This window comes from Salinarimonas sp., assembly GCF_046292825.1.
GTDB lineage: Bacteria > Pseudomonadota > Alphaproteobacteria > Rhizobiales > Beijerinckiaceae > Salinarimonas.
In genome coordinates this window covers 107664-128224 of sequence record NZ_JBKBQG010000002.1, presented here as the reverse complement: position 1 = coordinate 128224, position 20561 = coordinate 107664, and the positions used below count along the sequence as shown (strand labels likewise).

Genomic DNA, 20561 nt, shown 5'->3' with positions numbered 1-20561 from the left:
TGCACTGCAAAATAATGCTGCAATGCGGCACGCGGACAGGCAGTTTCGGCACTTTCTTCGATCATCACCCCCATTTTTTATTTTGACAACCGAATTTATCCGCGCCACTCTGCCCCCGCTTACGGCAAGAGCCGAAGCCGGCCTCGTGCCGTGCCTACCCGGGAGGAGATACGATATGCGTAGCCTCGTCATGGCCGCGGCGGTCGCCGCCATCGGCCTCACCACGCCGACCCTCGCCCAGGCGCTCACCGTCGGCGTGAGCTGGTCCAACTTCCAGGAGGAGCGCTGGCGCACCGACGAGGCGGCGATCCGCGCCGCGCTCGAGGAGGCCGGCGCCACCTACGTCTCCGCCGACGCCCAGTCCTCGTCGGCCAAGCAGCTCTCCGACATCGAGAGCCTGATCGCCCAGGGCGTCGACGCCCTCATCATCCTCGCCCAGGACGCCCAGGCGATCGGCCCGGCCGTGCAGCGCGCCGCCGACGAGGGCATCCCGGTCGTCGGCTACGACCGTCTGATCGAGGATCCGCGCGCCTTCTACCTGACCTTCGACAACGTCGAGGTCGGCCGCATGCAGGCCCGCGCCGTGCTCGAGCAGGCGCCGGAAGGCAATTACGTGATGATCAAGGGCTCGCCGACCGATCCGAACGCGGACTTCCTGCGCGGCGGTCAGCAGGAGGTGCTCCAGGAGGCGATCGACGCCGGGCGCATCACCATCGTCGGCGAGGCCTATACCGACGCCTGGCTCCCCGCCAACGCCCAGCGCAACATGGAGCAGATCCTCACCGCGCAGGACAACCAGGTCGACGCGGTCGTCGCCTCGAACGACGGCACCGCCGGCGGCGTCGTCGCGGCGCTCGCCGCCCAGGGCATGGACGGCATCCCGGTCTCCGGCCAGGACGGCGACCACGCCGCGCTCAACCGCATCGCGCGCGGCACGCAGACGGTCTCCGTCTGGAAGGACGCCCGCGACCTCGGCCGCGCGGCCGGCGAGATCGCGGTGGCGCTCGCCAACGGCACCGAGATGTCCGGCATCGAGGGCGCCCAGCAATGGACGTCGCCGGGCGGCACCGAGCTGTGGGCCCGCTTCCTCGAGCCCGTCCCGGTCACCCGCGACAATCTGAGCGTCGTCGTCGACGCCGGCTGGATCTCGCAGGAAGCGCTCTGCCAGGGCGTCACCGGCGGCCCGGCCCCCTGCAACTGATCGCGCGACGCGGCGCGGCCTCCCTCGACGGGGGGCCGCGCCCGACCGCCATTCCCGCTCCGACCGCGAGACGCAGCCGATGACGACCACGGCCCACGCTTCCGTCGCGCCCGGCAAGAAGAGCCTCTTTGCCTCGCTCGAGCTCGACACCCGCCTCCTCGGCATGATCGGCGCCTTCGTGGTGCTGTGCCTCGTCTTCAACGTCCTGACGGACGGGCGCTTCCTGTCGGCGCGCAACATCTTCAACCTGACGATCCAGAGCGTGTCCGTCGCCATCATGGCCACGGGCATGGTGTTCGTGATCGTCACGCGCAACATCGACCTCTCCGTCGGCTCGCTGCTGGCCACCGCCTCGGCGATCATGGCGGTGACGCAGACCTCGCTCCTGCCGAACCTGCTGGGGCTCGGGCTCGGCCACCCGCTGATCGCGCCCTTGACGATCGTGGTGGGGCTCCTCGCCGGCACGCTGATCGGCGCCTTCCACGGCGTCCTGATCGGCTATCTGCTCATCCCGGCCTTCATCGTCACCCTCGGCGGGCTGCTCGTTTGGCGCAACGTCGCCTGGTACATCACCGGGGGCCAGACGATCGGCCCGCTCGACCCCTATTTCCAGCTCTTCGGCGGCATCAACGGCACGCTCGGCGAGACCTGGTCGTGGGTGTTCGGCGGGATCTTCGCGGTCGCGGCGGTGTGGGCGATCTTCAACGCGCGCCGCAACAAGATCGCGCACGACTTCCCCGTCAAGCCGCTCTGGGCGGAGGTCACGCTCGCGGGTCTCGCGATGGCGGTCATCCTCGGCTTCGTGTGGCTCCTCAATTCCTACGAGATCCCCACCGCCCGCCTGCGGCGCATCTTCGAGGCGCGCGGGGAGGTGATGCCCGACGGCTTCGTCGCCGGCTACGGCCTGCCGATCTCGGTGCTCCTCCTCGTCGTCGTCGCGCTCGTGATGACCGTCGTCGCCCGCAAGACGCGCTTCGGCCGCTACGTCTTCGCCACCGGCGGCAATCCGGATGCGGCCGAATTGTCGGGCATCAACACGCGCATGCTCACCGTCAAGGTGTTCGCGCTGATGGGCTTCCTCTGCGCGCTCTCGGCGGTGGTCGCCTCCGCGCGCCTGACGAACCACGCAAACGACATCGGCACGCTCGACGAATTGCGCGTCATCGCGGCCGCCGTGATCGGCGGCACCGCGCTCGCGGGCGGCATCGGCACGATCTACGGCGCGGTGCTCGGCGCGCTGATCATGCAGTCGCTCCAATCCGGCATGGCGATGGTGGGCGTCGACGCGCCGTTCCAGAACATCGTCGTCGGCGCGGTGCTCGTCCTCGCCGTCCTCGTCGACATCCTCTACCGCAAGCGCTGGGGAACCCGCTGATGACGCCCCTCGTCGAATTGCGCGACATCTCCATCGCCTTCGGCGGCGTCAAGGCCGTCGATCGCGTCACGGTCGATCTCTATCCGGGCGAAGTGGTCGGGCTCCTCGGCCACAACGGCGCGGGCAAGTCGACGCTGATCAAGTGCCTGTCGGGCGCGTATCGCATGGATTCCGGCGACATCTTCATCAATGGAGAGAAGGTCGAGATCGCCAATCCGCGCGATGCCCGGCGGCACAACATCGAGACGATCTACCAGACGCTCGCGCTCGCGGACAATCTCGATGCTGCCGCGAACCTCTTCCTCGGCCGCGAATTGACGACGCCGCTCGGCTTCGTCGACGATGCCGCCATGGAGGCCGAGACGCGCAAGATCATGGCGCGGCTGAACCCGAACTTCCGCAAGTTCGCCGCGCCCGTCTCCGCCCTCTCCGGCGGTCAGCGCCAGTCGGTCGCGATCGCGCGCGCGGTCTATTTCAACGCCAAGATCCTGATCATGGACGAGCCGACCGCCGCGCTCGGCCCCCACGAGACGCAGATGGTCGCCGAGCTGATCGCCGAGCTCAAGCGCGAGGGGCTCGGCATCTTCCTCATCGATCACGACATCCACCAGGTGAAGCAGATGTGCGACCGCGCGGCCGTGATGAAGAACGGCCAGCTCGTCGGCATCGTGAAGGTCGACGAGGTCTCCGAGGACGATCTGCTCGGCATGATCATCCTCGGCAAGAAACCCGAGCATCTCGCCGCCTGAGGAGCGCGCCATGGCCACGATCGGGCTCGACCTCGGAACGTCCGGGGTGAAGGCCGTCCTCGTCGGCGAGGACCAGGCGATCCGCGCGGAGGCCACCGCCCCGCTCGCTCTGTCGCGCCCCCACGAGGGCTGGTCCGAGCAGAGCCCGGCCGACTGGCTCGCGGCGGTCGAGGCCGCGCTCGACAAGCTCGCCGCCAAGGCGTCGCTCGCCGACGTCGTCGGCATCGGGCTCTCGGGCCAGATGCACGGCGCCACGCTGCTCGACGCCGCCGACGAGGTGGTGCGCCCGTGCATCCTGTGGAACGACACCCGCGCCCACGAGGAGGCCGCCGCGCTCGATGCGGACCCGCGCTTCCGCACCATCACCGGCAACATCGTCTTCCCCGGCTTCACGGCGCCCAAGCTCGTCTGGGTCGCGCGGCGGGAGCCGGATCTCTTCGCGCGCGTCGCCAAGGTTCTGCTGCCGAAGGACTACCTGCGGCTCTGGCTCACGGGCGAGCACGTCTCGGAGATGTCCGACGCCGCCGGCACGAGCTGGCTCGACACCGGCGCGCGCGACTGGTCCGACGCGCTCCTCGAGGCGACCGGTCTGACCCGCGCGCACATGCCCCGCCTCGTCGAAGGCTCCGAGGTCTCGGGCGTGCTGCGCCCCGCGCTCGCCGCGCGCTGGGGGCTCGGCCGGGGCGTCGTCGTCGCGGGCGGGGGAGGGGACAACGCCGCCTCCGCCATCGGGGCGGGGGTGGTGCGCGCCGGCCAGGCCTTCGTCTCGCTCGGCACGTCGGGCGTCCTGTTCGCCGCGAGCGACGGCTACCGCCCCGCGCCCGAGACGGCGGTCCACACCTTCTGCCACGCTCTGCCCGGGTCCTGGCACCAGATGGGCGTGATCCTGGCGGCGACCGACGCGCTCAATTGGTACGCGCGCCTTCTCGGCGACGCGCCGGCCGCGCTGACGGACGCGCTCGGCCCGCTCCAGGCGCCGGGGCGCGGGCTGTTCCTGCCCTATCTCGGCGGCGAGCGCACGCCGCTCAACGACGCGTCGATCCGCGGCGCCTTTCTCGGCCTCGAACACGAGACGGACCGCGCCGCCGGCACCCGCGCGGTGCTCGAGGGCGTCGCCTTCGCGCTGCGCGATTGCCGCGACGCGCTCGCCGCCACGGGCACGCGGCTCGACAGCCTGATCGCGCTCGGCGGCGGCAGCCGCTCGGATTATTGGTGCGCCGCGATCGCGACCGCGCTTCGAACGCCCGTCCTCATCCCCGCCGCCGGCGATTTCGGCGCGGCCTTCGGCGCCGCGCGCCTCGCGATGATGGCGGCCCACGAGGCCGGGCCCGAGATCGCGACGCCGCCGCCAATCGCGCGCCGCTTCGAGCCGGACCGCGCCCTCGCCCCCGCCTTCGACGACGCGCATGCGCGCTACCGCGCCGCCGCGCAAGCCATCCGGAGCCTGTCATGACCACCTATTTCGAAGGGATCGCCCCCGTCCGCTACGAGGGCCCCGAGACGACGAGCGAGCTCGCCTTCCGCCATTACGACCCCGATCGCGTGGTGCTCGGCAAGAGGCTCGAGGACCATCTGCGCTTCGCGATCGCCTATTGGCATTCCTTCGCCTGGCCCGGCAACGACCCCTTCGGCGGCCAGACCTTCGAGCGGCCCTGGTTCGGCGACGACATGGCGGCGGCCAAGCGGAAGGCCGACGAGGCCTTCGCGCTGTTCGAGATCGTAGGCGCCCCGTTCTTCTGCTTCCACGATGCGGACGTGCGCCCCGAGGGCGCGACCTTCGCGCAGAGCCGGCGCAATCTCGAAGAGATGGTCGACTATTTCGCCGCCAAGATGGAGCGCTCGAAGACGAAGCTCCTGTGGGGCACGGCGAACCTCTTCTCGCACCGTCGCTTCATGGCGGGCGCCGCGACCAATCCCGATCCGGACGTCTTCGCCTATGCGGCGGCGACCGTGAAGGCCTGCCTGGACGCGACCCACAAGCTCGGCGGGCAGAACTACGTGCTCTGGGGCGGGCGCGAGGGCTACGAGACCCTCCTCAACACCGATCTCTCCCGCGAGGCCGAGCAGGCCGGGCGCTTCCTCGCGATGGTCGTCGAGTACAAGCACAGAATCGGCTTCTCCGGCACGATCCTGATCGAGCCCAAGCCCCAGGAGCCGACGAAGCACCAATACGATTTCGACGTCGCGACGGTCTACGGCTTCCTGCGCCGCTTCGGGCTGGAGAACGAGGTCAAGGTCAATATCGAGCAGGGCCACGCGATCCTCGCCGGCCATTCCTTCGAGCACGAGATCGCGCTCGCCGCCTCGCTCGGCATCTTCGGCTCGATCGACATGAACCGGAACGATTACCAGTCCGGCTGGGACACGGACCAGTTCCCGAACAACCATCCGGAAGTGATGCTCGCCTATTACGAGATCCTGCGCGCGGGCGGGTTCTCCACCGGCGGCACCAATTTCGACGCCAAGCTGCGCCGGCAGAGCCTCGATCCGGTCGATCTCGTCGCCGCTCACGTCGGCGGCATGGACGCTTGCGCGCGCGGGCTCCTCTGCGCGGCGGCGCTCCTCGAGGACGGGTCCCTCGAGCGCGCCCGCGCCGAGCGCTATGCGGGCTGGGATCGCCCGCAGGCGCAGGCCATGCTGCGCTCCGACCTCGCCGCGATCGCCGCGCGCGTCGAGAGCGAAGGCATCGAGCCGCAGCCGCGCTCGGGGCGCCAGGAGCGGCTCGAGAACCTGGTCAATCGGTTCGTGTGAGGGAGCTCCCCTCTCCCGGACGGGAGCGGGGCTGGGGGCGAGGGCGTACGGTCGGAGACGTGGCGCGGCGTTGTTCGGGAGGAATTCGAGATGTCGGCGGCCGATGGCGCACCGCGTTCCCTCACCCCCGACCCCTCTCCCGTCCGGGAGAGGGGAGGCGTCCCTCCCCGTAGGGGAGGGAGGCCCCTGAGCGAAGCGAAGGGGTCGGGTGGGGCCCGACGCGCGAAGGATAATCGCCACCCGGGCTGGCTATCCCGTTCACACATCTCGCTCCACGCTTGTGACGAGCACCGCCCTCGTCCTTCCCCCTTGGGGGAAGGTGGCCCGGCGCCGAAGGCGACGGGTCGGATGGGGGTCGTCGAGGTGGAACCGATACGCCAGATCCTGCACGGGGGGGGGGGGGGGGCCCGGCCCCCCCCCCCCGCCGCGGGGGGGGGGGGGCGGGGGGGGCGGGGGGGCGGGGGGTGGGGGGCGCGGGCCCCCCCCGCCCCGCCCGCGGGCGGGGTGGGGGGTCGTCGAGGTGGAACCGATACGCCAGATCCTGCACGACCCCCACCCCCGACCCCTCCCCCAAGGGGGAGGGGAGACCGTCGAGCCTTGCGCAAACCGTGAGAATGCAACGCGCATCGATCGGCGCAGACGTGTGAATCGGATGGCTCTTCTCTGGGGAGGGATTTTGGCCCTCGCCCTCCTCGCTACCCCGGCCCTCGCCGCGGGGCTCGCTCTCCCGCCTCCCGTCACGGATGCCGATTACCGCCCCGTGCGCATCGAAGAGGCGCAGCTCGGGCGGCTCCTGTTCTTCGATCCCGTGCTCTCGGGCAATCGCAACATCTCCTGCGCGACCTGCCACCATCCGCGTTTCGCGACGACGGACGGCGTCTCCCTCGGGCTCGGCGAGGGCGGGGTCGGGCTCGGGCCGGACCGGGTGGGCGATCCCGACAACATGCCCGAGCAGCGCATCCCGCGGAACGCGCCGGCGCTCTTCAATCTGGGCGCGCACGAATTCACGGTGATGTTCCACGACGGGCGCATCGAGGTCGATCCGTCGCGGCCCTCCGGCCTGCGCACGCCGCTCGAGGAGGAGATGGTCGCGGGCTTCGCCTCGCTCCTGTCCGCGCGGACCATGTTCCCCGTGCTCTCCCCCGACGAGATGGCCGGCCATTACGGCGAGAACGACGTCTCGCGCGCGGTGCGCCAGGGGCTGATAACCGCGGAGGGCGGCGCCTGGGACGTGATCGCGCGCCGCGTCGCCGCCATTCCCGAATACCAGGCCCTCTTCGCGGCGGTCTATCCCGAGATCGACGCGGGCCGGCCGCTCCATTTCACCGACATCTCCGACGCCATCGCCGCCTTCGTCGAATTCGAGTTCCGCTCGGACACGTCGCCCTTCGACGCCGTGCTGCGGGGGGAGGCGACCCTCTCCCCGCTCGCGCAGGCGGGCATGGCCCTGTTCTACGGGGAGGCGCGCTGCGCGACCTGCCATGCGGGGCCGTTCCTGACCGATCACGGCTTTCATCCGCGCGGCTCGCCGCAGCTCGGGCCGGGCAAGGCCGAGCGTTTCGAGCGCCACAGCCGCGACGAGGGGCGCATCCGGGTGACGGGGCGCGCCGAGGACGCCTACGCGTTTCGCACGCCGTCTTTGCGCAACGTCGCGCGCACCGGGCCCTGGGGCCATGCGGGCGGGCATTCGGATCTCGAGGCCTTCCTGCGCTTCCACGCCGATCCCGTCGCCGCGCTCGACGATTGGGACCCCGCCTCCGCCACGCTGCCCGCCTTCGCGGCGGTGAAGCCCGATCTCGCTTTGCGCGCGAACGCGCCCGAATGGGCCGCGATTCGCGAAGCGGCCTCGCGCGTCCCGCCGATCCCGCTCGAAGAGGGCGACGTCGAAGCGCTCCTCGCCTTCCTCCACACGCTCACCGACGAGAAAGCGCTCGCCGGCCGCCTCGGCATTCCCGAGCGCGTGCCGAGCGGCCTGCCCGTCGAGCGCTGAGCGGCGCCGCTGCCGACAGGAACACGCCATGACCGAACTGACCCGTCATGTTCGCTACGACAGCTTGAAGGACCGCGTCGCCGTCGTCACCGGCGGCGGCTCGGGGATCGGACGGACCATCGTGACCGCGCTCGCGGCACAGGGCGTGCGGGTCGGCTTCCTCGACATCGACGAGGCCGGCGGAGCAGGGACGATCGCCGAGGCGCAGGCGCTGGCGACGCCGCGAGAGCCGCTCTTCCGGGCCTGCGATCTCACCGATCTTGACGCGCTCGCGCGCGCGATCCGCGAGTTCCGCGAGGCGCTCGGACCCGTCGACATCCTCGTCAACAACGCCGCGCGCGACGATCGGCACGCGACGGCCGACATCACCCCCGCCTTCTTCGACGATCGCATCGCGGTCAATCTGCGCCACTACGTCTTCGCGGTGCAGGCGGTCGTCGGCGACATGACGGCGAAGGGGGAGGGCTCGATCGTCAATCTGGGCTCGATCTCCTGGCGGATCGGGCAGGGCGACATGCCACTCTACCTCGCCTGCAAGGCGGGGATCAGCGGGCTGACGCGCGGGCTCGCGCGCGAGTTCGGCAAGAGCGGGGTGCGGGTCAACACGGTGATGCCGGGCTGGGTCATGACCGAGCGCCAACGTCGGCTCTGGCTGACGCCCGAGGGCGAGGCGAAGCTCGAGGCGGCGCAATGCCTCGCCGGGCGTCTCGCCCCCGACGACATCGCCGCGATGGTGCTCTACCTCGCCTCCGACCAGAGCCGCATGTGCACGGCGCAGGAATTCGTGGTGGACGGCGGCTGGATCTGATAGACGCCTGCGCAACCGCGCAAGTCTCTCCAGAACAAGGCGAATTCTTTCCCATGCAGGTCGATGTCGATCCGGCTCTGCCCTGGCAGGCGGAGCTTCTCGGGCGCGCGCTTCCGGACGGCGCCACGCGGCTCGCGCTCGACGAGGACGAGGCCGCGCTCGTGGCGATCGGCGCCATGGTCGAACGCGTCCTGGAGGGCGGCTGGGCGAGCCTCGGGCCGCTCTGGCGCCCGGCGCTGCAGCGCGACATCGCCATGCTCGCGGCGGCCCAGGGGGCGCGCGCGGTGACGGAGGAGACCTTGCGCGTCGTCCTGCCGCCGCAAAAGCCCCCCTCGCGGCTCCTGCCCTATCTGCGCGTCCTCGCCGACGAATCGGGCGGGCGGATCGAGCAGGTGCGCTTCCTCCCCGCCGAGCACGAGGCCCGCTTTCTCGCGATCGCCGAGGCGACGATCCCGGGCGGCTGGTGCGGCTGGGGGCCGGAGCGGCGGGCGGCCTTCGTCGCGATGCTCGGTCGGCTCCTGCGCGACGTCGAGCCCGAGGCGATCCCCGCCGATTGGATCCGCGTCGTCGTCGGCGCCGTCGAGCGGCGCGACGGGGCGAGGCTCGCGAGCTGAAGACGCGCGCGCGTCAGTGCCCGCCCTGGCTCAGCCGCACGTCGCGCGGGGCGCTGAGGATCTCGCTGAGGGATTGGGAGATGTGGCGCGCCTCGTCGTCCTGGAGGCGCAGCATGATCGGCGGCATGTCGCCGGCGCGGAGCGCCACCACGGCGTGGCCGTCCTGGTCGACGCCGATGTCGATCGTGGGTGACGTCACGTCCACCACCTCGCCCTCGATCGTGTCGGCCTCGTCGCCCTCCTCCGCGAGCTGGCGCGCGAGCTCCTCGGCGATCTCCTCGTCGGTGATCCCCTCCTCGAGCGCGTTCTCGAGATCGGTGTCGATGTCGTCGTCCATCACGTCGAGGAGCTGCGTCAGCGCCGACGCGAGCGTGCGCGCCGCCCCCGCGTCCATCACGATCGCGGTGGCCTGATCGTCCTTCTGGAACGACAATTGGATCTTGTCGCCCTCGAGGGAGAGTGAGATGCCGGCCATGATGCTCCTTTCGGCAATCACCTCTATATGGGTGGCGGCACGGGCGGATGTCCAGGGGGAGCGTGCAAGAAGCCTTTACGGCTCCCGCGCCGGTCCTATCCCTTCCCGTAGGGGAGGGCGGCCTCCGGAGCGCAGCGACGGAGGTCGGGCGGGGCCCGGGGGGAGATCCGCGGATGGGAACGAACCTACGAGGCGCCGCCACTCCGTCCCGAAGGATCTGCCTTCGCAGACTCTCCAAGCCGTCATTCCGGGGCGCGAAGCGAGCCCGGAACCCAGACTCCCGACGCTGGTTCGAGCGCGCATGCGCGCTCGCAGGGAAACGTTCGGCTTCGGATCCGTCGAGGGGCGCAGCCTATAGGCTGCTCGTCACAGGTCGTGGTTCTGGGTTCCGGGCTCGCTTCGCGCCCCGGAATGACGGCGGTGGTGCGGTTTTCCGACTGGAAGCTGTTCTCGTCTGACGCATGCACGATCGACGACGTTCGCGCTCCGTCGCCCTACGGGGAGGGACGGCGGTTCCTCATCACCGCTTGGGCACGCCGGAATTCGCCAGCGCGTCGACGCGGTGGTTGAGCGGGTCGTCGGCGTGGCCGCGCACCCAGTGCCAGGCGACGTCGTGGCGCGCGCGTGCCTCGTCGAGGCGCCGCCACAGATCCTCGTTCTTGACGGGCTCGCGCGCCGCCGTGCGCCAGCCCCGCGCCTTCCAATTGGCGAGCCAGCTCGTGATGCCCTGGCGGACATATTGGCTGTCGGTGTAGAGATCGACCGCGCAGGGGCGCTTCAACGCCTCGAGCGCCATGATCGCGGCCATCAGCTCCATGCGGTTGTTGGTGGTCAGCGCCTCGCCGCCGACGAGCTCCTTCTCGCGCTCGCCCATGATCAGGAGCGCGCCCCAGCCTCCGGGGCCCGGGTTCCCCTTGCAGGCCCCGTCCGTGTAGATCGTCACCCGTGGGGTGGTCATGTGTCGTATCCGTAATCGGAGGCGCGCGCGACGCCCATGTGGAAGGCGAGCTTGCGGTCGTATTCGAGCGGGTCCTTCGGCCGCACGAGCGCGCCCGGCGGCACGTTCAGCCAGTCGACGAGCCGCGTCAGCAGGAAGCGCAAAGCCGCCCCGCGCGCGAGCACGGGAAGCGCCTCGATCTCGGCCCGCTCGAGCGGCCGCGCGCGCGCATAGCCGGCGATGAGCGCCCGCCCCTTGGTCACGTTGTACGAGCCGTCCGGCTCGAAGCACCAGGCATTGAGGCAGATCGCGAGATCGTAGGCGAGGCGGTCGTTGCAGGCGAAGTAGAAATCGATCAGGCCCGACACGCGCTCGCCGATGAAGAACACGTTGTCGGTGAAGAGATCCGCGTGGATCACGCCCTCGGGCAGATCGCGCGGCCAATCGCGGGCGAGCGCGTCGAGCGCCGCCTCGATGCGCCCCGACAGCCCGCGCGAAACCTCGTCGGCGCGGCCATGCGCCTGCGCGTAGAGCGGCGCCCAGGCGGGGAGGGAGAGCGCGTTCTCGCGCCGCATGCCGAAATCGCGGCCGGCCTCGTGCAATTGCGCGAGCGCGGTGCCGAGCGCCCCGCAATGGCGCGCGCTGGGGCGGCGGATCGAGAGGCCGTCGAGAAAGGTCGCGATCATCGCCGGCCGCCCGGCAAGCCGCGACAGAGCGCGCCCCGCGCGGTCGCGCACCGGCAGCGGGCAGACGATGCCGCGCGTCGAGAGGTGCTCCATCAGGCCGAGGAAGAAGGGCAGGTCGTCCTCGCGCACGCGCTTCTCGTAGAGCGTCAGGATGTAGGAGCCCGCGCTCGTGTGGAGAAAGTAGTTCGTGTTCTCGACGCCCTCGGCGATGCCCTTGAACGACAAGACCTCGCCGATGTCGTAGGCACCGACGAAGGCGAGGAGCGCGTCCTCCGGCACCTCTGTGTAGACGGCCACGTGCTATTCCGCGGCTTGCCCGCGCAGGCCGCGCGGCAGGGGGAAGAACACGTCCTCGGTGACGGTGGTGACCGTCTCGACCGACACCGCGTAGCGCTCGGCGAAGGCGTCGATGATCTCCTCGACGAGCACTTCCGGCGCGGAGGCGCCCGCCGTCATGCCGAGCCGGCGGATCCCCGCGAAGGCCTCCCAGTCGATCTCCTCCGCCCGGTTCGCGAGCCGCGAGACGGGGCAGCCCGCGCGCTCGGCGACCTCGCGCAGGCGCTGCGAATTCGAGGAGTTCGGCGAGCCGACGACGATCATGGCGTCGACCATCGGCGCGACCTTCTTCACCGCCTCCTGGCGATTGGTGGTCGCGTAGCAGATGTCCTCCTTGTGCGGCCCCACCATCGCCGGAAAGCGCGCCTGCAGCGCCTCGACGATCTCGCGGGTGTCGTCGACGGAGAGCGTCGTCTGCGTGACGAAGGCGAGCGCGTTCGGGTCGTCCGGCTCGAAGGCGGCGGCGTCGGCGAGCGTCTCGATCAGCGTGATGGTGCCCGCCGGCAATTGCCCCATCGTGCCGACCACCTCCGGATGTCCGGCATGGCCGACGAGGAGCACGTGGCGGCCTTTCTTGGCGTGGACCTGCGCCTCGCGATGGACCTTCGTGACGAGCGGGCAGGTCGCGTCGATCGCGTGCATGCGCCGGCGCAGCGCCTCCTCCGGCACCGATTTCGGCACGCCGTGGGCGGAGAAGATCACCGGCGCGTCGCCGTCCGGCACCTCGTCGAGCTCCTTCACGAAGACGGCGCCCTTCCGGCGCAGGCTCTCGACGACGTACTTGTTGTGGACGATCTCGTGGCGCACGTAGACGGGAGCGCCGTGGCGGACGAGCGCCTGCTCGACCGCGTCGATGGCGCGCACGACGCCCGCGCAGAAGCCGCGCGGCGCGCAGAGGAGAATCTCGAGGGGCGGCTTGTCCTGGCTCATGCCCTCTGTCCTGTGGCGTGAGGGCCGTTCTGTCAAGCGCCGCCAAGGCGCGCAGCGTGGCGCCGGTGACGCGGGACGCGCCGGGGCGGGCGTCGAGATACGATCCCGAGATCGGAGCCGATATCGCGCGCGCGTCCGGGCCTGAAGGCTGTCATCCCGGGCCGCGAAGCGGACCCGGGACCCATAACCTCGACGATCGTTCGAGCGCGCATGCCGCGCTCGCTCCGCGCCGCCCAAGCGGGCACCGATCGGAAACGCAGCCTATAGGCTGCGACCGAAGCGTCGCGGGTATGGGTCCCGGATCGCCTGCGGCGTCCGGGACGACGACCCGAAGAAGAACCGACTTCTCAGCGCCGCGACATCGCCTCATGCAGCGGCTTCGAGGCCTCGCCGACGATGCGGGTGGTCGTCTCGGCGATCGCCTTGAGATGCGTCGCCGTGGTCTCGTAGGCCTGGCGCGCGCCCGAGGTCTGCAGGCGCACGGCCTCCGAGAGGGAGGGCGCCGAGAGGGTCGAGCGCATCAGCGAGAACGACAGGTCGCTGTGCGCGCGCATCAGGTCGAGGAACTGCGCGTTGAGCGCGACCAGCCCGCGGGAGGTCGCCGCCGCGCTCTCGAAGCAGGCCTGGCCGAGCGCCTCGTTGGTCTCGCGGGCGCTCGCATAGGCGCCGCGCGCGCTCTCGGCGCCGGCTTCCATCGCCTTCTGGATCGGGGCGATCACGGCCTCGGGGGTGGGCAGAGCGGGGATGCCGACGGCCGAGAAGGCCTCGGTGTGCAGCGGGCTCTCCGCCGCGTCGAGCGCCGCGACGGCGGCGAGCGGCGAAGGCGTCGCGAGCGGGATCGCGGCAGGGGAGGGGATCGGGGTCGGCGCGGGCTTCGGCGCGGGAGCCTTCTCCTCGGGCGCCTTGCTCGTCGGCGCCGTCGCCTCGACCTTCGCAGCCGGCTTCGCGGCCACGGGGGCGGGCTTGGTCTCCGCCGGCTTGGTCACCGCAGGGGCGGCCTTGGTCTCCGCAGGCTTGGTCACCGCCGCCTTGGTCTCGGCAGGCTTGGCCGCCTCCGGCGCGGGCTTCGTCGCCGCGGGCGCCGTCTTCACAGCCGCCGCGGGCGCCTTGGCCGGCTGGGCCTTCGTCGCGGATTTCGGGCTCGCCGAAACCTTGCTCGCCGAGGTCCTGCTCTTGCCGGCGGCCCCGGCCGCACCCTTCGTCGTCTGCCGCGTATCGTCGCTCATGGCTTCGTCCATCCTTCGTCGATCGGTCCGTGCGTCGGCCGGGGGAGACCGGCACCGGGCGCGTCGGCCCGGCGCCGGCCGCTTCGCGTCACTTCTTCGAGGTCTCGCCCTTGGCGGGCTTCGCGGCGTCGACCGCGGCGTCGCCGGCCTGCTTGATCGCGGCCTGGGCGTCGAGACCGAACTGGCGCATCTGCTCCTGCATGAGCTGGAACTGGCTCTGCATGAACGCCACCTGCAGGCGCATCGCCTCGGCCGGGTCCTCGCAGCGGATCATCTTCTGCGCGTGGTCGAAGGACGCCTTGAGCTGCTGCTCGGCCATGCCGAACGCCTTCTCGCGCATCTCCTTCGTGTTCACCCCCATGCGGGTGGCGGGCGCGTCGAAGGGCTCCATCGCGCGCATCGCGGCGCTGACGAAGCCGTCCATGGCCATGCGCGCCTGCTCGACGCTCTTCTCGGCGAGCTCGCGCATCTCGGTGGGAATTTCGAATTTCGGCGTCTGGGCCATCTCGAGCCTCCTCGGGTCTCACTATCGTTTCGACGGACAACGGACGTCGTCCCACGGCGGACGCTCGCCTGTCAGCGAGCGTGGCGGCGCGGGTCGCTGTCTTTTGTGCATCGCAACATAACCCTTGTGCGACGCAAAATCAACAGGGCCGTCATCGGCATTAAGGTTGACAGAGAGTGACCTCCGCATCCAGGCTCCTCATGCGCGGGTCCATGCGTTAAGACCGCGTTAGGCATCTTCGGCGACGGCTCGGACGGGATGGACAAGGCGGCGCGACACGAGGTGGAGACGATCGCGGAACGGCTGGAGGGCGAAGCCGCCGGCCGGCCGGCGATCGCGCTCGACCCGGACGGCCGCCGGCTCCTCCACGCGACGCACGGCGCGCGCGCGATCGCCGAGGCGCTCGTCGTCGACGGCGCCGGCCGGCTGCGCACCGATCTGCCGGCGCTCGCGCGGCTCGCGGATCTCGCGGGCAAGCTCCCGATCGAGGGCGCGCCGCGGCTCGAGCGGCTGCGGCTCGCCGCCGGGCCGCTCGCCGTGCCGAGCACGCTCGCCTGCCGCCGCATCGCGCTCGACGACGGCGGCGCTGCGCTCGTCGTCGTCTTCCTGACGCCGCCGCCCGCGCTCGCGCCGCTCGATCGACCCCGCCCGACGGCGATCGCGACGCGTGCCGAGACGACGGGGGAGGGGCCCGCGGCGGTCGAAATCGCGACCGTGCCCGAGCCGGAACCCGAATCAGCGCCCGAGCCGGAACCCGAGCCCGAGCCGGCGCCCGATCCGCTGGCGCGGCTCGCCGGCCGCGGCGTCGTGCGCTTCGTCTGGTCGAGCGACGCGCAGGGGCGCATCGAGGCCGTCTCGCCGATCCTCGCCGAGACCGTCGGCCCGCAGGCGGGCGGCATCGTCGGGCTGACGCTCGCCGAGGTGCTCGCCACCCGCGCGCACGATTCGCGCGGCCTCGTCGCCGAGCACGTCGCCCGCGGCGAGACCTTCAGCGGGCGCACGCTCGCCTGGGCGATCGACGGGAGCGAGAGCGCGGTCGCGGTCGATCTCGCCGGCTTGCCGGTCCTCGACCGCGAGCGCCGCCTCGTCGGCTATCGCGGCTTCGGCCTCGTGCGCACCGACGCGATCGTGCCGCTTCCGGACGCCCTGCGCGCGAGCCCGCAGCCCGCGGCCGAGGACGCGCGGCCGGACTCGCTTGCGGAGGCGGCGCAGGAGGAGCACGAGGAGGAGGCGCCGGTCGCCGATGCGACCTTGGAGGCGACGCCCGTCGCCGAGTCGGAGTTCCAGGAGGCGGATCCGGTCGAGCCGGATCTCGTCGAGGCCGATGCCATTGAGCCCGTTGCCGTCGAGGCGGAGGCCGCGGACGAGCCGCAGAGCGATTTCGCGTCCGGCGAAGAGCCCGACGCCATCGCGCTCGCCGACGTGCCCCCCGAAGCGGCGCCCCCCGGCGAAGTCGCGCTCGACGAGCCGGTCGCGGAGGCCGAGTCCGTCGCGGAGCCCTCGACCGAGCCCGAGTCCGCCCCCCAGCCCGAGCCAGAGCCAGAGCCAGAGCCCGCCCTGCCTCATCGCGCTCCGCCTCCGCGCCTCACGAGCGCCGAGCACAACGCGTTGCGCGAGATCGCCAAGGCGCTCGGCGCGCGCTATGCGGGCGACATCGAGGCGGAGGAGGGCGCCCCCGCGGAGGCGGCCGCCGCGCCCAACGTCGTCGCTCTCGCCCCTGCGGAGGCCCTCCCCGGGAGCTTCGCCGAGGCCGCCCTCGAGCGGCTTCCGCTCGGCATCGTCGTGCATCGCGGCGAGGACGCGCTCTACGCCAACCGCACGCTCCTCGACATGCTGGGCTACCGCGATCTCGAGGCCTTTCGCGAGGCCGGCGGGCTCGTGCGCCTGCTGCGCGGGCGGCCGGGAACGCTCGCGCGCGCCGAGATCGAGGATCCGGCCCCGCTCGCGGTGGCGGACGCGGCCGGGCGCGCGATCGCGGTCGAGGTGAAGATCGCGCCGCTCGAGACCGCGCGCGGCGCGGCGAGCCTCCTGTGCGTGCGCCGCCTGCCCGAGCCCGATCCGCACGAGCGCATCGCCGCCCTCGAGACGCGGCTCGCCGAGCGCGAGCGCCGCATCGCCGAGGCCGCCGCGATCCTCGACACCGCCACCGACGGCGTCGTCGTGATCGACGATCGCGGGCGCATCCTCTCGCTCAACCGCTCGGCGCAGGCTTTGTTCGGCTACGAGGAGAACGAGGTCGCCGGCGAGCATTTCACCATGCTCTTCGCCACCGAGAGCCACGTCGCCGCGCTCGATTATCTCGACGGCCTCGCCCGCGGCGGCGTCTCCGGCGTCCTCAACGACGGCCGCGAGGTCACGGGCCGCGTGCGCCAGGGCGGGGCCATGGCCCTGTTCATGACGCTCGGCCGCGTCGCCGAGGACGAGCCGCCCAAGTTCTGCGCGGTCCTGCGCGACATGAGCGCCTTCAAGGCCGCCGAGCGCGATCTCGTCGAGGCGCGGCGCGCGGCGGAAGCCGCGAGCGCGCAGAAATCGGACTTCCTCGCCCGGATCAGCCACGAGGTCCGCACCCCGCTCAACGCCATCATCGGTTTCGCCGAGGTGATGCGCGAGGAGCGCTTCGGCGCCATCGGCAACGAGCGCTACAAGGATTATCTCGCCGACATCCATTCCTCCGGCCAGCACGTCTTGAGCCTCATCAACGACCTCCTCGATCTCGCGAAGATCGAGGCGGGGCGGATGGAGCTGCAATTCGGGGCGGTGGCGGTCAACGAGCTCGTCGCGGCCTGCGTCGCGCTGATGCAGCCGGAGGCCGCGCGCGAGCGCATCGTGCTGCGCACGAGCTTCCTCACGCGCCTGCCGCGGGTCGTCGCCGACGAGCGCAGCCTCCGCCAGATCGTGCTCAACCTCCTCTCGAACGCGATCCGCTTCACCGATCCCGGCGGCCAGGTGATCGTCTCGACGGCGCTCACCGATCGCGGCGAGGTGGCGCTTCGCGTGCGCGACACCGGCATCGGCATGAGCGAGACCGAGATCGAGGCCGCCCTCGAGCCCTTCCGCCAACTCGCCACCGCCCGCCGCGCCGGCGGCACGGGGCTGGGGCTCCCGCTGACGAAGGCGCTCGTCGAGGCCAATCGCGGCGCGATGACGATCTCGTCCCGCAAGAGCGAGGGGACGCTGGTCGAGGTGGTGTTCCCGCCGCAGCGGGTGATGGCGGGGTGAGACGATGACCCGCATCGTCCTCCTCCAAGGCCACCCCTCCCGCCGCTTCGACCATTTCTGCCACGCCCTCGCCGATGCTATGCGCGCGGCGCGGAGGCCGCCGGGCACGAGGTGCGCAGGCTCTCGGTGGCGGAGATGGACTTCCCCACCTTGCGCGAGCGCGAGGATTGGGAGCGCGCCGAGCCGGTGCCGGACATCGCCGCGGCGCAGGCGGCGCTCGCCTGGGGGGAGCATTGGGTGATCGTCTTCCCGCTCTGGCTCGGCACGCTGCCCGCGCATCTGAAGGGTTTCTGCGAGCAGGTCTTCAGGCCGGGATTCGGGGTCGCGCGCGAGGGGCTCGTGAGCGCGGGGGAGAAGAAGAGCGGCGTCTTCGGCCGCCCGCTCGCGGGGCGCTCGGCGCGGCTCGTCGTCACGATGGGGATGCCGGGCTTCGTCTACCGGCTCTGGTTCGGCGCCCACGGCGTGCGCAGCTTCGAGGCGGGGGTGCTCGGCCTCCTCGGGGTCAAGCCCGTGCGCCACAGCTTCGTCGGCCTGGTCGAAGGCAAGGCGGAGAAGCGTGCGGCCTGGCTCGAGGAGATGGGGAAACTCGGCGGCCGCGCCGCTTGAGCCCTCGCGCGGGCGCCCTATCTGCGACAACGTGTCCCTGGCGCTCATGTCGCGCCCGTCCCGAACGAGGCCTCATGTCGAGTAGCGCGCTCATCGTCGCAGGCGAGTTCCTGCTCCTCGTCGTCCTGATCGGCTTCGCGTCATGGGAGGTCTGGAAGCTGCGCCGCGAGCGCCGCGCGGAGGAGGACAAGCTGCGTCGCGACCGCGACGAGCGGTGAGACGCCCGCTCAGCGCTTGAGGAGCATCACCAGCGCGAAGCCGACCGCCGGGTCGTTGCCGGTGCGCGCGAGCGGCGCGTCCGTCGCGATGACGCCCATCCCCGCGAACAGCCCGATCATCGTCATCGCGTAGAGCGAGGCGGCGGTGACTTTGGCGGTGCGTGCGATCATGGCGTCGGCCTCCCGAATGTGAGGCCATTCCTAGCGCGCGCCGCCCGAACGAAACCTGAGCGGTGCGTTCAGCTGCCGTTCATCCGGCGCGGCGCCGTGAGAGGCTCGCCGAGAGCCGCCCCGGCAGCCGTGCGGCCGCGAAACCCGCCGCCCCCGCGATGCCGAGCGAGATCAGCCCGTTCCACCCCGCCATCGACAGGCTGAGGAAGCGCCAGGTCACCTCCGAGCAGCTCACCACGCGCACGGTCTCGAGCTGGGCGAGGAAGGCGTCCATCGAGCCCGCCATCGGCTGCGCCGCCGCCGCTCCGCAATCGGCGGGACCCGCGAAGATCCCCGCCTCGACGCCCACGTGATAGAAGGCGAGCCCGGCGGAGGCGACGAACAGAGCCGCGAGCGCCGCGAGCGCCGCGCGCCCCGCGATCCGACGCGGGGCGAGGACGACGGCGCCGGCGGCGAGCGGGACCCCGAGATAATAGGGCCAGCGCTGCTGCAGGCACAAAGCGCAGGGCAGATAGCCGAAGGCGTGCTCGAAGACGAGCGCCGCCCCGATCGTCGCGGTCGCCGCGAGCAGGATCGCGACCGCGACCATCCGGCGGTCGAGCCGGGCGGCGGCGTCGCGGGCGAGCGCGGTGATCGCGGTCATCTCGGGTTCCTCGTCCTTGCGGCGGATATGGTGCTCGCGCGCCATAGCCGAAAGCCCGCCCTCGATAAAGCGTCCTGCGGGGCGCAAAGCCGCGTTGATTCGGCGCGCCCGCGATGCTACCTCCTCTCCTGCGTCGCCCCTGTGGCGGAATTGGTAGACGCGCTCGACTCAAAATCGAGTTCCGCAAGGAGTGCTGGTTCGATCCCGGCCAGGGGCACCAACGTTCTCGGCATCGTGTCGTCTCGGGGCTTGCATGGCCGGCGCGGAGCAGGCTCACCGACAATCCTTCCTCTCGCGCGTGCGCGCGGCCCTGCCGGGGCTGCACCCGAGCGAGCGGCGGCTCGCCGATCTCGTCCTCGATTTCCCCGGCGAGCTCGCGAGCTATTCGGCGACCGAGCTCGCGCGCCTCGCCAACGTCTCGAACGCGAGCGTCACCCGCTTCGTGCGCAGGCTCGGCTACGGCTCCTTTGAGGAAGCGCGCCAGCACGCGCGCGCCGACGGCCAGTCGGGCGCGGCGCTCTTCCTCGTGCGCGCGGGCGACGAGCCGGGCGATCCCGTCGGCATCCATCTCGAGCAGGGGCAGGCGAACCTCGCCCAGACCTTCCTCTCGCTCGGCGCCGTCGAGATCGACGCGATGGCGGAGCGGCTCCTGTCGGCGCGACGCGTCCTCGTCATCGGCTTCCGCACGAGTCGTGCCTTCGCCCAATATTTCTACTGGCAGACCCTGCAGGTGATCGAGACGATGAGCGTCGTGCCGGGCCCCGGCGAGACGCTCGGCGAGCATTTGGCGGGGCTCGGGCGCGAGGATTGCGTGGTCGTCTTCGCCCTGCGGCGCCGCCCCAAGCAGGCTTCCGCGGTGGTCGAGGCGCTGGTGCGCTCGGGCGCGGCGATCCTCTACGTCACCGACGAGGGCGTCGCCCACGATCCCCGCATGAAGCTGCACGTGCGCTGCCGCACCGCCGCGCCGGGCCCGCTCTTCAGCCACGTCGCCGTGATGGGCGTCTGCCACCTCCTCGCGACGCGGGTGATCGAGCGGGCCGGCGCGGCCGGCCGCCGCCGCCTCGCCGCGATCGAGAGCCTGCACGAGGACTTGGACGAGATCTGAGGGCGGTTCGGGTTGG

20 protein-coding genes and 1 tRNA gene are annotated in these 20561 nt (G+C 71.5%); 13 read left to right on the top strand and 8 right to left on the bottom strand.

Features of this window, described 5'->3' with window-relative positions; all coding sequences use genetic code 11:
• Positions 1-175 precede the first annotated feature (175 nt).
• From xylF to ACK4UM_RS02330, 8 genes are all read left to right on the top strand, one after another.
• Positions 176-1201: a D-xylose ABC transporter substrate-binding protein gene (xylF, locus tag ACK4UM_RS02365; RefSeq protein ID WP_409795058.1), complete on the top strand. Its 1026-nt coding sequence runs from the start codon at positions 176-178 to the stop codon at positions 1199-1201.
• 79 nt (positions 1202-1280) lie between these two features.
• A complete protein-coding gene (locus ACK4UM_RS02360; protein ID WP_409795055.1) occupies positions 1281-2576 on the top strand; it encodes a sugar ABC transporter permease in 1296 nt (431 codons plus the stop codon).
• A complete protein-coding gene (locus ACK4UM_RS02355) occupies positions 2576-3325 on the top strand; it encodes an ATP-binding cassette domain-containing protein (protein ID WP_409795052.1) in 750 nt (249 codons plus the stop codon). The genes ACK4UM_RS02360 and ACK4UM_RS02355 overlap by 1 nt, the downstream gene beginning before the upstream one ends.
• Positions 3326-3335: 10 nt before the next feature.
• The gene (xylB, locus tag ACK4UM_RS02350) at positions 3336-4778 is read left to right on the top strand and encodes a xylulokinase (RefSeq protein WP_409795049.1); all 1443 of its coding nucleotides are present in this window, start codon (positions 3336-3338) and stop codon (positions 4776-4778) included.
• Positions 4775-6076, top strand: coding sequence for a xylose isomerase (gene xylA, locus ACK4UM_RS02345; RefSeq protein WP_409795046.1), 1302 nt, complete (start codon positions 4775-4777; stop codon positions 6074-6076). The genes xylB and xylA overlap by 4 nt, the downstream gene beginning before the upstream one ends.
• A gap of 676 nt (positions 6077-6752) precedes the next feature.
• Positions 6753-8066, top strand: coding sequence for a cytochrome-c peroxidase (locus ACK4UM_RS02340; RefSeq protein WP_409795043.1), 1314 nt, complete (start codon positions 6753-6755; stop codon positions 8064-8066).
• A 28-nt stretch (positions 8067-8094) separates the two neighbouring features.
• Positions 8095-8874: an SDR family NAD(P)-dependent oxidoreductase gene (locus tag ACK4UM_RS02335; RefSeq protein ID WP_409795040.1), complete on the top strand. Its 780-nt coding sequence runs from the start codon at positions 8095-8097 to the stop codon at positions 8872-8874.
• A 53-nt stretch (positions 8875-8927) separates the two neighbouring features.
• Positions 8928-9488, top strand: a complete 561-nt coding sequence (locus tag ACK4UM_RS02330) for a hypothetical protein (RefSeq protein ID WP_409795037.1) — start codon at positions 8928-8930, stop codon at positions 9486-9488.
• 13 nt (positions 9489-9501) lie between these two features.
• Here the strand turns inward: ACK4UM_RS02330 and ACK4UM_RS02325 are convergent, their stop codons facing one another.
• From ACK4UM_RS02325 to ACK4UM_RS02300, 6 genes are all read right to left on the bottom strand, one after another.
• Positions 9502-9963: a hypothetical protein gene (locus tag ACK4UM_RS02325; RefSeq protein ID WP_409795034.1), complete on the bottom strand. Its 462-nt coding sequence runs from the start codon at positions 9961-9963 to the stop codon at positions 9502-9504.
• A gap of 520 nt (positions 9964-10483) precedes the next feature.
• On the bottom strand, positions 10484-10921 hold the full coding sequence (rnhA, locus tag ACK4UM_RS02320) for a ribonuclease HI (RefSeq protein WP_409795032.1): 438 nt from the start codon (positions 10919-10921) through the stop codon (positions 10484-10486).
• The gene (locus ACK4UM_RS02315) at positions 10918-11883 is read right to left on the bottom strand and encodes a homoserine kinase (protein WP_409795029.1); all 966 of its coding nucleotides are present in this window, start codon (positions 11881-11883) and stop codon (positions 10918-10920) included. Before ACK4UM_RS02315 ends, rnhA begins: the two co-directional genes overlap by 4 nt.
• 3 nt (positions 11884-11886) lie before the next feature.
• Positions 11887-12852, bottom strand: a complete 966-nt coding sequence (gene ispH, locus ACK4UM_RS02310) for a 4-hydroxy-3-methylbut-2-enyl diphosphate reductase (protein ID WP_409795026.1) — start codon at positions 12850-12852, stop codon at positions 11887-11889.
• A gap of 347 nt (positions 12853-13199) precedes the next feature.
• A complete protein-coding gene (locus tag ACK4UM_RS02305) occupies positions 13200-14078 on the bottom strand; it encodes a phasin family protein (protein WP_409795023.1) in 879 nt (292 codons plus the stop codon).
• Positions 14079-14166: 88 nt separating this feature from the next.
• The gene (locus tag ACK4UM_RS02300; protein ID WP_409795020.1) at positions 14167-14583 is read right to left on the bottom strand and encodes a phasin family protein; all 417 of its coding nucleotides are present in this window, start codon (positions 14581-14583) and stop codon (positions 14167-14169) included.
• Positions 14584-14841: 258 nt separating this feature from the next.
• Here ACK4UM_RS02300 and ACK4UM_RS02295 point away from each other — a divergent pair, with 258 nt between their 5' ends.
• The 3 genes from ACK4UM_RS02295 to ACK4UM_RS02285 all read left to right on the top strand — a co-directional run bounded on the left by ACK4UM_RS02295 (position 14842) and on the right by ACK4UM_RS02285 (position 18626).
• Positions 14842-17802: an ATP-binding protein gene (locus tag ACK4UM_RS02295; RefSeq protein ID WP_409795018.1), complete on the top strand. Its 2961-nt coding sequence runs from the start codon at positions 14842-14844 to the stop codon at positions 17800-17802.
• Positions 17803-17913: 111 nt separating this feature from the next.
• Positions 17914-18408 carry an NAD(P)H-dependent oxidoreductase gene (locus tag ACK4UM_RS02290; RefSeq protein WP_409795015.1) on the top strand — a complete coding sequence of 165 codons (495 nt, stop codon included), beginning with the start codon at positions 17914-17916 and terminating at the stop codon, positions 18406-18408.
• A 74-nt stretch (positions 18409-18482) separates the two neighbouring features.
• Positions 18483-18626 carry a hypothetical protein gene (locus tag ACK4UM_RS02285; RefSeq protein ID WP_409795012.1) on the top strand — a complete coding sequence of 48 codons (144 nt, stop codon included), beginning with the start codon at positions 18483-18485 and terminating at the stop codon, positions 18624-18626.
• Positions 18627-18635: 9 nt separating this feature from the next.
• On the opposite strand, the gene ACK4UM_RS02280 is transcribed toward ACK4UM_RS02285, so the two are convergent.
• Both ACK4UM_RS02280 and ACK4UM_RS02275 read right to left on the bottom strand, forming a co-directional pair.
• Positions 18636-18797, bottom strand: a complete 162-nt coding sequence (locus ACK4UM_RS02280) for a hypothetical protein (RefSeq protein ID WP_409795009.1) — start codon at positions 18795-18797, stop codon at positions 18636-18638.
• A gap of 79 nt (positions 18798-18876) precedes the next feature.
• Positions 18877-19440 (bottom strand): disulfide bond formation protein B, encoded by a 564-nt coding sequence (locus ACK4UM_RS02275; protein WP_409795007.1) that lies wholly within the window; start codon positions 19438-19440, stop codon positions 18877-18879.
• A 135-nt stretch (positions 19441-19575) separates the two neighbouring features.
• Between ACK4UM_RS02275 and ACK4UM_RS02270 the strand changes: the two genes are divergently transcribed.
• A tRNA-Leu gene (locus tag ACK4UM_RS02270) sits at positions 19576-19660 on the top strand.
• Between the two features lie 33 nt (positions 19661-19693).
• Positions 19694-20545, top strand: coding sequence for a MurR/RpiR family transcriptional regulator (locus tag ACK4UM_RS02265; protein WP_409795004.1), 852 nt, complete (start codon positions 19694-19696; stop codon positions 20543-20545).
• Positions 20546-20561: the final 16 nt, after the last annotated feature.

Excerpts from the sequence above, each read along its gene's own strand:
- xylF (WP_409795058.1), top strand. The coding sequence starts at position 176 with ATGCGTAGCCTCGTCATGGCCGCGGCGGTCGCCGCCATCGGCCTCACC.
- ACK4UM_RS02360 (WP_409795055.1), top strand. The coding sequence starts at position 1,281 with ATGACGACCACGGCCCACGCTTCCGTCGCGCCCGGCAAGAAGAGCCTC.
- ACK4UM_RS02355 (WP_409795052.1), top strand. The coding sequence starts at position 2,576 with ATGACGCCCCTCGTCGAATTGCGCGACATCTCCATCGCCTTCGGCGGC.
- xylB (WP_409795049.1), top strand. The coding sequence starts at position 3,336 with ATGGCCACGATCGGGCTCGACCTCGGAACGTCCGGGGTGAAGGCCGTC.
- xylA (WP_409795046.1), top strand. The coding sequence starts at position 4,775 with ATGACCACCTATTTCGAAGGGATCGCCCCCGTCCGCTACGAGGGCCCC.
- ACK4UM_RS02335 (WP_409795040.1), top strand. The coding sequence starts at position 8,095 with ATGACCGAACTGACCCGTCATGTTCGCTACGACAGCTTGAAGGACCGC.
- ACK4UM_RS02330 (WP_409795037.1), top strand. The coding sequence starts at position 8,928 with ATGCAGGTCGATGTCGATCCGGCTCTGCCCTGGCAGGCGGAGCTTCTC.
- ACK4UM_RS02325 (WP_409795034.1), bottom strand. The coding sequence starts at position 9,963 with ATGGCCGGCATCTCACTCTCCCTCGAGGGCGACAAGATCCAATTGTCG.
- rnhA (WP_409795032.1), bottom strand. The coding sequence starts at position 10,921 with ATGACCACCCCACGGGTGACGATCTACACGGACGGGGCCTGCAAGGGG.
- ispH (WP_409795026.1), bottom strand. The coding sequence starts at position 12,852 with ATGAGCCAGGACAAGCCGCCCCTCGAGATTCTCCTCTGCGCGCCGCGC.
- ACK4UM_RS02305 (WP_409795023.1), bottom strand. The coding sequence starts at position 14,078 with ATGAGCGACGATACGCGGCAGACGACGAAGGGTGCGGCCGGGGCCGCC.
- ACK4UM_RS02300 (WP_409795020.1), bottom strand. The coding sequence starts at position 14,583 with ATGGCCCAGACGCCGAAATTCGAAATTCCCACCGAGATGCGCGAGCTC.
- ACK4UM_RS02295 (WP_409795018.1), top strand. The coding sequence starts at position 14,842 with ATGGACAAGGCGGCGCGACACGAGGTGGAGACGATCGCGGAACGGCTG.
- ACK4UM_RS02285 (WP_409795012.1), top strand. The coding sequence starts at position 18,483 with ATGTCGAGTAGCGCGCTCATCGTCGCAGGCGAGTTCCTGCTCCTCGTC.
- ACK4UM_RS02280 (WP_409795009.1), bottom strand. The coding sequence starts at position 18,797 with ATGATCGCACGCACCGCCAAAGTCACCGCCGCCTCGCTCTACGCGATG.
- ACK4UM_RS02275 (WP_409795007.1), bottom strand. The coding sequence starts at position 19,440 with ATGACCGCGATCACCGCGCTCGCCCGCGACGCCGCCGCCCGGCTCGAC.
- ACK4UM_RS02265 (WP_409795004.1), top strand. The coding sequence starts at position 19,694 with ATGGCCGGCGCGGAGCAGGCTCACCGACAATCCTTCCTCTCGCGCGTG.